The organism is Methanoculleus sp. UBA291, assembly GCF_002499755.1.
Classification (GTDB): Archaea; Halobacteriota; Methanomicrobia; order Methanomicrobiales; family Methanoculleaceae; genus Methanoculleus; species Methanoculleus palmolei.
The window spans coordinates 115,906-130,007 of record NZ_DANC01000020.1 but is presented as its reverse complement, the minus strand read 5'-3'; the positions used below and the strand labels follow the sequence as shown (position 1 = coordinate 130,007).

Genomic DNA, 14,102 nt, shown 5'->3' with positions numbered 1-14,102 from the left:
ACAGCAAACTCGTTACGTTACCCTCATTCCAACACCGTTTTCCCCTGCTCTCACCGTGGCAAAACTGCCTCTACACTATAATGAGCAAAAATAATATCTCAAAAACCCTCACCCGTTTGTAGTTTGATAGAAATCCCGTCACCCCTTTTTTGGATGATTATTTGGTCTCATGTTCTTCTCCCTCAGTTCCTCCGGAAGACGCCTCGCCTGCCACTCACGCTCCCCGGCAACATTAACCCCGGCATCGTCGGGGTCGGCCGCCGCGACGGCCTTAAGAGCATAGTAAGCCGCCCCGAAGGCGCGCTGGGGGACGTGGGCCACCGCCTGGCCTGCGGCACGCGCAGCAAAACAGGCCGCCTCATTCCCTTTCGCGTCGCGGGCGACAGCATGAGCCCAAGGGATGCCCCGCGGATCTCGGCCATCGATATCTGGTCCTGTCTGTTGTACTTTTTCATGGCTTCCCATCTCCCGGTACACTCGTCCGGCCGGGGCGTCAGTGCGGTCAGCATCATCCTCTGCGGCCCGTCCCGGCTCCACGCGGCGCCGGTGCAACGATAGTGAACGTAGCCGTGAATACCGCATATACACACGCCGGCCTGATGAACCCCCCGCTCCGCTCCTAACAGGAGATACCTCCGGCTTTGCTGCCCCTCCCCGCCGGTTAGGCTATGACGTAGTTCCCGGGTTAGATCTGTCTTATCCGGAGGACCCGGGAAACCCGTGCTGCGCACGGCACTATGCTGTATCACCGGAAAGATATATCCGCACCCGGAGTGAGTCAGGGTTACAAACAAACTCTTCTGCCACCTGACAGAAGGAGGATGAATCGCATGAACAAGGTAATACACTTTGAGATACACGCAGGCGACCCGAAGCGGGCGGTGAAGTTTTACCGGGACGTGTTCGGCTGGGAGATCGAAGAATGGACCATGCCTGGTGTCGAGATGAAAGATGAAAATCGGTACTGGATGGTGACGACCGGACCTGAGACCGAGCCCGGTATCAACGGCGGCCTCATCTTCCGCCAGGGCCCTGCACCTGCCGAAGGGCAGCCCGTGAACGCATACGTCTGTACGATCGGCGTTGCCGATCTGGACGGGTCCGCCGACAGGGTACTCAAAGCCGGCGGGAGCATCGCCGTCCCCAGAATGGCGGTGCCTGGCATCGGATGGCTGATGTACTGCAAGGATACCGAGGGCAACACATTCGGTATGCTACAGCCGGACGAGAACGCGCGATAACCGTTTCGGGCTCGCTCCTGCAGGGCGGTGTTGCACCAGAACCAGCAGGATAGGCCCGTATAGTTGATCAGAAGAGGTACACTCCGATTCCAGTAGCGTCACGTGTGTCGGCTACCTCCGTTGTCCGCCCGGGGCCGGTGCTTCCCGACCGGGGTTGCCGGCACCCGACTACCGGGACTTCGGCGAGAGCGGTGGCGCACCACGCCGGGTGATCGGCATCGACCCGGAACAGGTTGCACCCTGGGAGCGGCCATGTGGTTGCGTTTGCCGCAGACGATCCGCGTATTGCAGTTGCGGTGGCGCGCCCGCCCAACGATTTTCCGGAGGAGTGGAAGGCCGCTCGACGGCGAGTCTCTTTCTCACGGTGGTTCGGGGATCTGCGGTAAACAACCTCACGACGACGCTCCCGGCAAACCTTGAACCGCCGCAACATCCTACCATGATCTATACAGGGACGGGAGAAGGGCATGAGCAAGACAATCATTACCGTCGTCGGAAAGGATGCAGTGGGGATCATCGCGAAGGTCTGTACGTATCTTGCCGATAACCGGGCCAATGTCGAGGACATCTCGCAGACGATCGTACAGGGGTACTTCAATATGATGATGATCGTCGATACCAGCGGATCAACAAAACCGTATGCCGAAATGGTGACCGAACTCGAAGCTCTCGGCGATGAGATCGGCGTTAAGATCCGGTGCCAGCGGGAAGACATTTTTACAAAAATGCACCGTATCTGAGGAATATTTATGGTCACTATTCTCGAGGTAAACGAGACGAACAAGATGATCGAGCAGGAGAAGCTCGATGTGAGAACCATCACGCTCGGCATCAGCCTTCTCGACTGCTGTGACTCCGATCTCGGCGCCTTCAACCGGAATATATACGATAAGATCACCCGGCTCGCCAGAGACCTCGTCTCAACCGGGAGGGAGATCGAACTCGAGTACGGAATTCCGATCGTAAACACGAGAATATCCGTAACCCCCATCGCACTCGTCGGCGGACGGGCCTGCAGGTCCCCGGAGGATTTTGTCACGGTTGCAAAGACGCTTGATCGGGCCGCACGGGATACGGGGGTCAACTTCCTCGGGGGATACTCGGCCATCGTCTCAAAGGGGATGACCCCGTCCGACGAAGCGCTCATCCGCTCGATCCCGGCGGCTCTCTCCTCGACCGAGAGGGTCTGCAGCTCGGTGAATATCGGCTCGACGAGGACCGGAATCAACATGGATGCCGTCAAACTGATGGGAGAGATCGTGCGGGAGACGGCCCGGGCGACAAAGGACAATAACTCCCTTGGCTGTACGAAACTGGTCGTCCTCTGCAACGCCCCCGACGACAACCCGTTCATGGCCGGGGCTTTTCACGGTGTTTCCGAGGCTGATGCGGTCATCAACGTGGGGGTAAGCGGCCCGGGAGTCATCAAGCACGCACTCGAAGGCGTCCGGGGCAAGAACTTCGAGGTCCTCTGCGAGACGGTCAAGAGGACGGCCTTCAAGGTCACCCGTGCAGGGCAGCTCGTCGCCCAGGAGGCGTCGGAGAGGCTCGGGATTCCGTTCGGGATCGTGGATCTCTCTCTTGCCCCCACGCCCTCCGTCGGGGACAGCGTCGCCGCGATCCTCGAGGAGATGGGGCTCGAATCGGTCGGTGCACCGGGGACGACGGCCGCACTCGCCCTCTTAAACGATCAGGTGAAGAAGGGAGGGATTATGGCGAGCTCCTTTGTCGGCGGGCTTTCGGGGGCATTCATCCCGGTCAGCGAGGACCAGGGGATGATCGATGCGGTGAACCGCGGGGCCCTCACTCTCGAAAAACTCGAGGCGATGACCTGCGTATGCTCGGTCGGCCTCGATATGATTGCAATTCCCGGCGACACACCCGCTTCGACAATATCCGGCATAATCGCGGATGAGGCTGCAATCGGGATGATCAACCAGAAGACGACCGCCGTCCGGCTGATCCCGGTGATTGGAAAGGATGTTGGAGACACCGTCGAGTTCGGCGGACTGCTCGGGCATGCACCGGTGCAGAGGGTCAACGGATTCGGTTGCGCGGACTTCATTAATCGTGGCGGACGGATTCCCGCACCGATCCACAGTTTTAAGAACTGATTTCCAGGAATATCCGGTCCTTTTTTCTCCCGACTCCGGCGGCGCACCCCGCATCTGCCATCGAGCACGACAGAACGCACCGACCTTGAACCGCTACTTCCCGCCGTTCTTGACGGTCGGATAGGGATTGCCTGCGGCGTTCTGGTCCTAACAGACTTTTTTTCATTGAGGAATTGTGTCGGGAGGACAAGAACTGACGGAGGAATCTGATATGCAGCCGATAGATGTAGCCGCACAATATCCTATCGCCGTCACGCCGGAACTTGAGAGATGCAGGGCTTTGAGGCCCGACTGGTACATACAGCTGAAGCACGCAAGCGGCATCGAGCTCGGGTTCATGAAACCGGACCTCTCCAACCAGCCCCGGTTTCTCCGCGATGCGTATAACGGAAAGGGCATCATCATCACCTACGACGTAGAGGATGCCAAAAGAGAGTACAGTAGCAATACAGGTGGAGGGCTAAAGATCGTCTTTTCGTATACAAAGGAGGTATGGGGCCCGAAACATTTCATCATTGAAGATCCGGCCGGCATCTTCGTGGACAATCGTCCAGCAGACGCCGTAACGGGTCGCTGCACCGGACAACCGGCGGAGAAGGACGGTCACACCCCCAGCACCAGACGAAGTGCCAGGAACGCCAGAAACCCGATCAACGCACTGATCGGTATCGTGAGGATCCACGCCGCGACGATCCGGCGCGCAACGCCCCACTTCACGAATCGCGCTCCTTTAGTAACGCCGACGCCCATGATTGAAGAAGAGATGATATGCGTCGTGCTCACCGGAATTCCCGCGAGGGAAGCCCCGATGATTGTCGCCGCGCCTGCCGTCTCCGCCGCGAATCCGTGGACCGGGCGGAGCCTTGTGATACCGTAGCCCATCGTCTTCACGATGCGCCATCCCCCGAAGAACGTACCGAGCGCAATTGCCGCGTGCGCGGAAAGGATCACCCAGAGCGGGACCGGCAGGTGGTTCGGGTCGACGCTCGTTCCGTAATAGCCGATGGAAAAGAGGAGCGGAGTAATAATCCCCATCGTTTTCTGCGCATCGTTGGTCCCGTGGCTGAAACTGTACGCCGCCGCTGATAGAAGCTGAAGGCGCTTGAAGTGTCGTTCGGCCGCCGGTCGGGGAGAGCCCCCGGAAGCCCGAACCACTGCGGTCATGAACAGTAAGCCCATGAGAAGCCCGATGATAGGCGACAGAACCATGAAAATGACGATGATTTCGACGGTCGAAATCTTAATTGCCGCAATACCGGCTGCGGCTATGCCCCCGCCCATCAGGCCCCCGATGAGCGCATGCGACGAAGACGTCGGCAGACCGAGGTACCAGGTCATGAGGTTCCAGACAACCGCCCCGACGAGACCGCAGAGAACAATATAGGGGATGATAGAGGTTTCGACATAATCGAGCTGGATGATATTGCTGATGGTGCTTGCAACCGCGACACCGAATCCGAAAGCCGCGATAAAATTGAAGAACGCGGCAAAGAGCACGGCGTTTCTCGGAGAGAGAACCTTCGTCGAGACGACGGTCGAGATGGAATTTGCCGAATCATGAAAACCATTTGTAAAATCAAAGAAAAGTGCGATGATAATTATGCCCACAATGAGGAGCACGGTAAAGTCAAGCATTGTAGGATCAGTTAGTTACTGGTAATCCTGCATTGAGCATATCAATTCTCGCTATAAAATATAGGCTGCTACAGGGACGGACACGTAAATACAGACCCGGAGGCCCATACTATAGTTTCTTAACGATTTCTCGCGCGAGTTCTCCCTCCCGGGAACGAGGGGGTGTTCATCTGAAACAGGAGCGGCCGGGCGTTCCCGAACGGCCCAAAAACACATTCTTCAAGCATCTTTGCAGGCGAGCGCAGCGGACGCCTGCCGATCATCGGCATACCTCCCCCCTCATGAGATCGCCACGATCACGGCTCTATGCATGAAGATTTATATCTCGGCCCGGTGACCGCGGCGCTCCACCGCGTCTGCAGGGGGTCGACGGCGGACCCCTGCTCTTTTTCGTTCCGGCAAAGAAAACGGAGCGCTGCCCCTACGGGGGGCCCACCGATGCGTATCCGTCAAGGGGCGCGCCGGGAGACGGGTATCGGTCAGGAGAGTCCGCGAAACAGGCGAATATCTTTCCCCGTTCCCGGAGATCAGCGGCAGCGCCCCCGTTTTCGGGGCAACGATTTTTAATAGCAATAGATCTTGATATTCTGTAGGGATCGAGCACATTGCCATGCATAGAGTATTATATTCCTCCTCCAGAATATGGCTGATTCTTATTGCGTTGAGTCTGATGCTTGCTGTACTGCCCGGTGCGGTCGGTGCGGAAGCAACACAGCCAACGCCTTCTATATGGGGCGACATCCTGAACTCGACAAACCCCATGCTACCGGCAGGAGCGCCGGTTCTCACGCTTCTCGATCCGGTGATCGATGGACAGAATGTAACGATAAACGGGAACCTCAATCCCGTATCGCCAGGAGTGACCATCACGTCGGTCAGTCTCGACTGGGGCGACGGAAACATCACCGAGTATCCGGATCTCCCTGCAACCCACCAGTACTCGAAAACGGGACTCTTCACGGTAAATGTCACGGGAAAACAGTCGGACGGACAATCAATCGCCAAAGCACTTTCCCTGGAGCTCAATGCGGATGATCGGGGGCCGATTACGCCGGCTCTATCGACCCCGCCCCCGGAGGAAAACCTCACCATATTCATCATCATCCTTGTCACCGCCGTCGTTGTCGTGGCGCTGGGGGGGATTGTTATGCGAATTATGTGGCGGAGAGGGGAGCAGGCAACGGTCTCCGATCTCTTAAGGGCGGTGGCAATACAGGAGGACCTCTATCATCAGGCGATGGAGCGAAGAGACATGACCACTGCAGCGGCAAGCGCTTACATCTGTGCCCATCTGCTCAGAACACTGGCTGGAAAATTCTCCGGGAGGAGGCATTCGAAATACCTCGAGACGGCGAACACCTGGGAGAGAGAAGCCCGGTGCGCTGCAAAAGCAGGCGGGATCACGCAAATAACCGGCTCTTCCTCAAAGAATCTACCGTCTGCTGAAGATCTGGAGCGGATCTGTTCCGGAACCGATGTCACGCCGGCGGTTCTTGGTTCGGTCCTGCAGATCGCCATCGACATGGCCCGCGAGGGAAGAGAAGGGCAGGCAGTCGGGACTTCGTTTGTGGTGGGGGACACCGATGCCGTATTGGATCACTCGCGGCAGTTCGTCTTAAACCCGTTCCAGGGACTCAGTCCGGCCGAGCGGCAGATAACGGACAGTAGAATCCGTGGCAACATCAAAGAATTTGCCCAGCTGGACGGTGCGTTCATCGTCAGGGGGGACGGCACCGTCGAAGCGGCAGGGCGGTACATCACGGTGGAAACAAGTCGCGTGGACATTCCCGAAGGGCTCGGTTCGCGGCACTCCTCAATCGCCGGGATCACCCAGTCAACCAACGCTCTTGGGGTTGTGGTCTCACAGAGCGGCGGTCTGATCACCCTGTTCAAAGGCGGGAAGATCCTGTATACAATCTGGCCGTAGATCGAGCGTCCCGGGAAGACGGCGACCGGTCGGTTCGAGAGGGATTGGCTGGAACTATACCCTTGCAGAGAGATGAATGTGCATGTATCGGATCATCGACTGGAACGAACTCTGGAAGGCTATCTATGTGAACTCCCCGGAGCGCCTCCAGAAAGAGCACGATCCTGCCGCTGTCTGGGACAGGCGGGCCGCCGCCTACCGGCGGGTCACCCGCGACGAGAAGCAGGCGACGGAGCAGGAACTCGGGATTCTGGATCTCGCACCCGGCGAGACCGTCCTTGACGTAGGTGCGGGGACGGGAAGGCTTGCCGTCCCGATTGCCCGCACCGCCGCCCACGTGACGGCGCTCGATCCTTCGGGAGGCATGCTTGCCGTTCTGCAGGAACAGATGGCGACGGAAGAGCTCTCGAACTACTCATGCGTCCGGATGCGCTGGGAGGACGCCGTGGTCGGCAGGGATATCGAGCCGCACGACGTGGTCGTTGCGGCGTTCTCGCTCGGATTCTACGATCTCGCCGCCGCCCTGCGGAAACTCGACGCTGCGGCTCTCCGGGGGGTCTACCTCTTCTGGCACGCGGGCGAGTGGCGGAGCCCTGAAGAGATGGCGCTGTACCGGACGGTCTTCGGGGAGGCGGCGGCCCTGCGGAAGGGATATCCGGACTACATCTATCCCGTCAACATCCTTCACGACGCCGGGATCTACCCGAACGTCCGGATCTATCGCGCCGTCTGGGAGGCGGTCTACGACTCCGTTGACGAGGCCGCCCGGACCTGGATGGGGATGCACGATCCCGCTCCGGAAGCCCTCGCTCCCGTCCGGGAGTACTTCGCGCATGTGCTCTCCCGGAACGAATCCGGGAAGTACGTCGAAGCATCCGTAAGGCCGACCGCGGCGATCTGGTGGACGAAAGACCGGTGAGCGTCGGCAGCGGTCGTCCCGCACCCTGGCTCATATATATGCCCTGAAACAAAGGTATCAGTCAGATGCAGAACCAGCAGCCCGTCGACCTCGAGGCCATCGCGTGGTCGGCAATGGAACACTACGGTTTTATCCCGGCGTTCCCGCCTTCCGTCCTCCGGGAAGTCAACTCTCTCGCTGCCGACACCCTTCCGGCGATCTCCAGCGACCGCCGCGACCTCCGGTCGCTCCTCTGGTCGTCTATCGACAACTACGACTCACGGGACCTCGACCAGATAGAGGTCTGCGCGGGAGGTCCCGGCGGGGAGATCCGGGTCCGGGTCGCGATCGCCGATGTCGACGCCTACGTCCCGAAGGGGTCGCGGACGGATCGGCACGCCGCCCACAACGGGACCTCGGTCTATACCGGCGTTACGACCTTCCCGATGCTGCCCGACCGTCTCTCGGCGGGCATCACCTCGCTCCTGCCCGGCCGGGAGCACATGGCGGTCGTCATCGAGTATGCCGTTCTCCCGGACGGAAGCGTGAGGCCCGGCGAGATCTACCGGGCAATCGTCACGAACCGGGCGAAACTCGTCTACGAGGAGGTCGGCGACTGGCTGGAGGGGATCGGGCCCGTTCCCCGGGCGATCCGGGAGACACCGGGCCTCCGGGAGCAGGTCCTCTTCCAGGACGAGGCTGCCGTGCGTATGAAGAAGCGCCGCACGGAGCAGGGGGCGCTCGCCCTCGAGACGATTGAAGCCGAGCCGGTTGTGGCGGACGGTCGGGTCATGGGTCTCGTCGTCCAGCAGCAGAACCGCGCGCGGTGCCTGATCGAGGAGTTCATGATCGCGGCGAACGGCACCGTGACGGCGTTTCTGGGCGATGCCGGGCTCCCCATGATCCACCGGGTCGTCCGCACGCCGAAGAACTGGGAGGGGATCGTGAGGGAGGCGGCGGAGCGTGGTGCGGTCCTGCCCGCCGAACCGAACGCAGAAGCGCTCACGCGCTTCCTCATCCGGCAGAAGGCCGCCGACCCCGATCGCTTCCCCGACCTCTCGCTTACGGTGGTAAAACTCATGGGAGCGGGCGAATACGTGGCGTTCCGGCCGGGCGACATCCCCGTCGGCCACTTCGCCCTCGCCGTCACCGACTACACCCACGGCACCGCCCCGAACCGGCGCTACGTCGATCTCATCATCCAGCGACTGCTGAAATCAGTCATCGCCGGGGACGAATGCCCGTATACCTGCGAGGAACTCGACGACCTCGCCGTCCGGCTGACCGACCGGGACAAAGCGTCCCAGAAGGTCGAACGCTTCGCCCGGAAGGCGGCGGCCGCAGTCATGCTCCGGGACCGGATCGGCGATACGTTCGAGGCGTTCGTCACCGGCGCCTCGGAGAAGGGGACGTATGTCAGGCTGATCGACCCCCCGGCCGAAGGGAAGGTCGTTCTGGGTGACCAGGGGCTCCGGGTCGGACGGCGGGTCCGGGTCCGCCTGCTCGCGACCGACCCGTACAAGGGCTTCATCGACTTTGAGCGTATCGGGTGAGGAAGAGGAGAGTCTCTCCCCTTTCGACCCTTCGTCAAGGAGGGGGCCCTGACCAGACAATCACAGATGATGGAGATCATTCCGTCCCGTTCAGGTGGACGTCCATCTGCGGAAGGGGGATCTCAACGCCGGCCTCCTTGAACATCCCGACGATGTCGCGGGTCAGGTCCCCCTTCACCCGCCCGGCGTCGGGTGTCTTTGTCCACGCCCGGAGGGCGAGGTGTATTGACGATTCTCCCAGTTCCGTGACGACGACCGCGGGTCCCGGGGAGGAGAGCACCGCCTCATGGGCCGCCATCAGGTCGGTGGCGACCCTGATCGCCAGGTTGAGGTCGCTGTCGTAGGCGATCCTGACCTTGACCTCAACGCGGCGGGTGTCCATGCGGCTGGAATTGATCACCGGGCTCCCCCAGACAAGGGAGTTGGGGATGGTGATATAGGTGTTGTCGGCTTTCAGGAGCTCGGTCGCCATGATCCCGACCGCGGTGACCGTTCCGGAGATGCCGTTGACCTCGACGAACTCCCCCTTGTCGATGGGGCGGATGGCCGCCACCCAGACCCCGGCAGCGAGGTTGGTGATGGTATCCTGCAGGCCGAAGCCGAGGATGAGTCCGATCACTGCCGAGAGCCCGAGCACCACGGAAGAGACGTCCATTCCGAGCGTCGCGAGGACGACGAGGACGAGGACCACGTAGAGCAGGATCGCAAAGAAGCGGACGAGAAACTCGAGGACCAGACCGGGCAGGTTTGAGGCCCGGGAGAGTGCTTTCGTAAAGGCGGAAATGAGCACTCGCACCACAATCCACCCGATCACGGCGATGATCGCGGCGAGGACGACTTTTTCAAGCGTGATATCGGAGAGCGGAACGGTCGTGGTATTGAGAATATCCATAATCTCCATATACCAAAAAATGGCACGCACGATTAGATAATACGATACTACAACGTGGGGAAGAAACGTCGCCATCGGTGTGGCCGGATTGGCCGGGGGTCCGGCGGCAGGAGTTTAAGAAGACCGGAGGTCTTCGAGAAAGCGACCGGTCGTAGAGCGGGGGCTTGAGAAACTCGAAGAGTTTCGAGTGGGTGCGACGAAAAGGAGCTTAGGCACCGTCAGGTGCGCGGGGGTCTCTCCCTCCCGGTAAAGACGTTCTGGGGCGTCTTCACTGTTGTTGCCTGATTTTTTCAGTCGCAAGACGGTATGGGTTTATTGTATCGAGAAAGAGGCTCCCATCTCTTCGAGAGCCAAAAGAGGGCCACGATAGATTAATATAGATAAAAGACCATAGCCTGAACTGCGGATGCCTAAACCGGTGTCCGGCTGGGACTGGAGAACTTAACAGGAGTGCCTCCCGCCCCAACAACTTGCCCGAAGGTTATTATAGTAGCATGGGTCGTCAACCTAGATAACTGTTGCGGTGCTGCGCCTTCGGGGAGGAGAAATGTGAGAGAAATGAAAGGAAAAAACAGAAGCGTACTCGCTGTCTTAGCAGGACTTCTCCTTGTCGGGATGTTCCTGGTTCCTGCAGCGAGTGCCGGGAGCGAGCAGACCGACTCTCATGGAGTTAACTCTGAGGACATACGCGATGCGGGAACATTAATCGTTGATGAAACCGGTGGTATGTCCTGTTTCGCGAATGGCGAGTCACCCGATGTCATATATGTCAGTGGTCAAACATACAAGCTCATAGTCAACTGCGAGTATATTGAGACCGGCGATGTGTGGTTGCAGACCGCTAAATTCTTCTTGAAAGATGAAAGTGGGAGAGTACTCGCCAAGAAAGAAATCTATGACGCACCAGGCGGTGACGAGAGTTGGGACGGAACGCTCGAGTATACGTTCAGGCCAAGCGGCCCTGGTGACGTGTTCCACTTTGATATCTCTTGTAGCGGAGGATCCGAGTCAGCAAGCGATGTAATCGACATTAAATTTAAGTGACCGGAGATGCCTGGATGAAACAAAAACTTCCCCCTTTTTTGGGTATCTCTCATGAAAAAACATTAATCACCACAAAAAGGCTCTATTTTGTCTTCGCTCTATTTATCCTCCTCGTCCCCGCGACCTCCGCACTCACCGCGGACGCCGACGAGATCGAGACCGTCACCCGCGACCTCTGCAATCTCTCGCGGTTCACGGGGAGCGAGGAAGAAGCGGCCGGGTATATCGGTGAAAAGATGCGCGAGCGCGGACTTACGGTGACCGTCGAGTCCTTCGAGGTGCCGGTCGCGACGTATAAAGGAGGGGGAGGTTATGAAGTACAATCGGTGCTCATCGGCTCCAACGTGATCGGGGTGAAGGAAGGGAAGAGCAACCAGACCGTGATCATCTCCGCTCACTACGACACCGCCGCCCCTGAACTCCCCGGTGAGGTGTATCCGGGCGCCGACGACAACGCCGCCGGCGTCGCCTCGATGCTGGAAATTGCCCGCCTCCTAAAGGACGAGGATCCGGACCGGACCATCTACTTCATCGCCTTCTCCGGCGAGGATGTGGGGCTGTTCGGGAGTAAACGGTGGCTGGACGCGCACGAAGACCGCCACGACGAGATCATCGCCGCCGTCAACCTCGACTGCGTGGCATACGGCGATTCTCTCAGAGCGCGCGCCCTTCCCCAGCACCGATGGCTCTACGAGTGGCTCCCCGAGAGCGAGAGCATCACATATGAGCGCGACTTCGGCGATATGAGTTCGGTGGGAGACGAGGTCAATTTTCAGGAACGGCACCTCCCGGCGCTCCGGATGGTCGACTGGGGAAACCATGACATAATCTGGGATACACCGGAAGACCGTCCTGAAAGGCTCAACTACACCCTCGCCGCCGAGTGCGCCGGGGCGGTGGCCGGTGCAATCTCTTGGGTGGAAGACACCGGCGACCTGACGCCTCCTGAATATGCGGCCCGGGTGGAGAACGGGACCGTCTATTACGACTCCCCGGAAGACCTCACCTATGAGGTGATCGTCGACGGCCAGAACCTCGGCCCCTGCCCGTCGGGTTCGGTTTCCCTGCCCCAGGGCATCCACACCACAGAGGTGAATGGCTATGACCGCCTTGAAAACCCTCTCTGGGGACCGGTACGGTATGTCCCGGGCGCCCACGAAGTGCAGATCGTCGGCTATGACCCGGCAGGCAACCGGCAGAAGATACATCTCACCGCAGAGGGAAGAGATCTCGACTTCCCGGTTGCGGCAAAGAACAATGTCGGGATCGCAATCTGGGGAAAACGCTCGCAGGAGGATATTGAGACCATGGGCCTGAAAAAAAGGGTTGGCTGCATTCATTCTCTCGTCTACCTGATCGAGAGGCCCGAAGGGGTTGCCGCAGTCGCCGGTTTCGTCGACGGGATCAGGGTCGCAAATCTCTCTTCAGAGAACTCTTTCCACCTCACGCCGGGCAACCACACCTACGGGATCGTGGCATACGGAGAGGACGGCGAAGTCGTCGGGAGCGATGAGACGACTTTTATTATCAGAAGCGTACTGGGAGAATCATTCGAGTTTCCTCCGAATAACAACCCCTTCTATGAACCCGGGCCAAAGGGGATATCGTCGGAGTTATTCGTCGGCGGCGGTGCGCTCGTCCTTGCCCTCGCCCTTATTGTGGTGTACAGGAAGAGACGGGGCTGATATCTTTTTGAAACAATGCCCGGGCCAAGCTTGTCCCCCGGATCGGCCTTTTTCTCGGGCAAGTCTTCATACAGTGGACCGTGGTGACTATCGCCATTGGGGGTGGGGCTGACGGGGAGGGGGGGACCCCCTCCCCTGTCTCAATCTCATAAGACTATCCTGCAACCCCCACCCCGCCCGGCCTCCGGCCTCCTCTCCCGCCCCTTGAAGCGGGGGCAGTCATGGTGAGACCCGGTGGAAAACCGTGCCCCGGAGTAACCCTGATTGTGGCCATCCGAAACAAACAGGTGGGGTTTCAACAAAGCCCGGAAATCAGGAAGAATAGGGAATACGGTTTCCCTCTTCCGAAAAAGGGATAAACCGGGCATACGCCTGCCGCAAAGGCGCCGCCCGCGGGGGGCGGCCGGATTCAATACCCGAGCCGGTCCCGGATCAGGACCAGGGTTGCCCTCCCGTCGGTATCTTCGTGATCGAGGACCACCTGCTTGCCGATGTAACTTCCCATGCCGTAGGCGCGCTGTGCACGCTGCTCTTCGAGGGGCAGGGCGTATTCCCGGCACCGCCGGAGCGCTTCTTCGAACGTCGGCACGATCTTGTTCACCCCGGAGACGAGGATGAGGTGAGCCGCCGCATGGGGCCACGCTCCCGTCCGGCTTCCGGTCTTGTCGCACCCGACGATCTCGCCCGACGCGGCGATAGCCTGCACCCCGGAGAGGAAATAATCGGCGGCTACGCTTTTTCGGCGGAGCGCGTGCCGCTTCTCTTCGTCGTTCTCGGCGGTGATGACCGCGTGATAGTCCCGCCATCCCTTCGGGTTCTCCTTGAGCGCCTGGTCGAACCCGATCTCGATCAGGGTCGTCGAGTAGCCGTTCATGACCTCGGCCCCTTCTGGCAGCAGGTCGACGACGGCCCGGAGGGCATCCTCAGCCGTCTCCGCGACGATCACCCGGATATTCCGCTCCTCGACCGCCGAAATTGTCTTTTTAAGCGTCGCGTCGTCCGGTATCCGGCTCCACCGTCCGGCATCAACTCCAGCATCCTTCAACAGGTTGCCCGCGCTGTACTCCGTATTTTTTGCCGTCTGCCGGGAAACATTTTCCATTCGATCACCTG

General features: G+C 59.6%; 12 protein-coding genes. 8 read left to right on the top strand and 4 right to left on the bottom strand.

Features of this window, described 5'->3' with window-relative positions; genetic code table 11:
- Positions 1 to 138: 138 nt before the first annotated feature.
- The gene (locus BP737_RS04825; RefSeq protein ID WP_342685972.1) at positions 139 to 465 is read right to left on the bottom strand and encodes a putative immunity protein; all 327 of its coding nucleotides are present in this window, start codon (positions 463 to 465) and stop codon (positions 139 to 141) included.
- Between the two features lie 365 nt (positions 466 to 830).
- Between BP737_RS04825 and BP737_RS04820 the strand changes: the two genes are divergently transcribed.
- The 3 genes from BP737_RS04820 (at position 831) to BP737_RS04810 (ending at position 3,355) form a co-directional block, all read left to right on the top strand.
- Complete coding sequence (locus tag BP737_RS04820; protein ID WP_292408569.1) at positions 831 to 1,241, top strand: VOC family protein; 411 nt, start codon at positions 831 to 833, stop codon at positions 1,239 to 1,241.
- A 467-nt stretch (positions 1,242 to 1,708) separates the two neighbouring features.
- Positions 1,709 to 1,981: an ACT domain-containing protein gene (locus BP737_RS04815; RefSeq protein ID WP_292408574.1), complete on the top strand. Its 273-nt coding sequence runs from the start codon at positions 1,709 to 1,711 to the stop codon at positions 1,979 to 1,981.
- 9 nt (positions 1,982 to 1,990) lie between these two features.
- On the top strand, positions 1,991 to 3,355 hold the full coding sequence (locus tag BP737_RS04810; RefSeq protein WP_292408576.1) for a PFL family protein: 1,365 nt from the start codon (positions 1,991 to 1,993) through the stop codon (positions 3,353 to 3,355).
- Positions 3,356 to 3,958: 603 nt separating this feature from the next.
- Here the strand turns inward: BP737_RS04810 and BP737_RS04805 are convergent.
- On the bottom strand, positions 3,959 to 4,990 hold the full coding sequence (locus BP737_RS04805) for an inorganic phosphate transporter (RefSeq protein ID WP_292408580.1): 1,032 nt from the start codon (positions 4,988 to 4,990) through the stop codon (positions 3,959 to 3,961).
- 670 nt (positions 4,991 to 5,660) lie between these two features.
- On the opposite strand from BP737_RS04805, the gene BP737_RS04800 reads away from it, so the two are divergent.
- From BP737_RS04800 to BP737_RS04790, 3 genes are all read left to right on the top strand, one after another.
- Positions 5,661 to 6,917: a diadenylate cyclase gene (locus tag BP737_RS04800; protein ID WP_292408582.1), complete on the top strand. Its 1,257-nt coding sequence runs from the start codon at positions 5,661 to 5,663 to the stop codon at positions 6,915 to 6,917.
- An 82-nt stretch (positions 6,918 to 6,999) separates the two neighbouring features.
- On the top strand, positions 7,000 to 7,836 hold the full coding sequence (locus BP737_RS04795; RefSeq protein ID WP_292408585.1) for a class I SAM-dependent methyltransferase: 837 nt from the start codon (positions 7,000 to 7,002) through the stop codon (positions 7,834 to 7,836).
- Between the two features lie 65 nt (positions 7,837 to 7,901).
- Entirely contained in the window at positions 7,902 to 9,368 is a 1,467-nt protein-coding gene (locus BP737_RS04790) for an RNB domain-containing ribonuclease (RefSeq protein WP_292408588.1), read from the top strand.
- Positions 9,369 to 9,444: 76 nt separating this feature from the next.
- On the opposite strand, the gene BP737_RS04785 is transcribed toward BP737_RS04790, so the two are convergent.
- On the bottom strand, positions 9,445 to 10,260 hold the full coding sequence (locus tag BP737_RS04785; RefSeq protein ID WP_292408592.1) for a mechanosensitive ion channel family protein: 816 nt from the start codon (positions 10,258 to 10,260) through the stop codon (positions 9,445 to 9,447).
- A 558-nt stretch (positions 10,261 to 10,818) separates the two neighbouring features.
- Between BP737_RS04785 and BP737_RS04780 the strand changes: the two genes are divergently transcribed.
- Both BP737_RS04780 and BP737_RS04775 read left to right on the top strand, forming a co-directional pair.
- On the top strand, positions 10,819 to 11,304 hold the full coding sequence (locus tag BP737_RS04780) for a hypothetical protein (RefSeq protein WP_292408595.1): 486 nt from the start codon (positions 10,819 to 10,821) through the stop codon (positions 11,302 to 11,304).
- Between the two features lie 14 nt (positions 11,305 to 11,318).
- Positions 11,319 to 12,989 (top strand): M28 family metallopeptidase, encoded by a 1,671-nt coding sequence (locus tag BP737_RS04775; RefSeq protein ID WP_292408598.1) that lies wholly within the window; start codon positions 11,319 to 11,321, stop codon positions 12,987 to 12,989.
- Positions 12,990 to 13,398: 409 nt separating this feature from the next.
- Here BP737_RS04775 and BP737_RS04770 read toward each other — a convergent pair whose 3' ends face one another.
- The gene (locus BP737_RS04770) at positions 13,399 to 14,091 is read right to left on the bottom strand and encodes a lactate utilization protein (protein ID WP_292408601.1); all 693 of its coding nucleotides are present in this window, start codon (positions 14,089 to 14,091) and stop codon (positions 13,399 to 13,401) included.
- Positions 14,092 to 14,102: the final 11 nt, after the last annotated feature.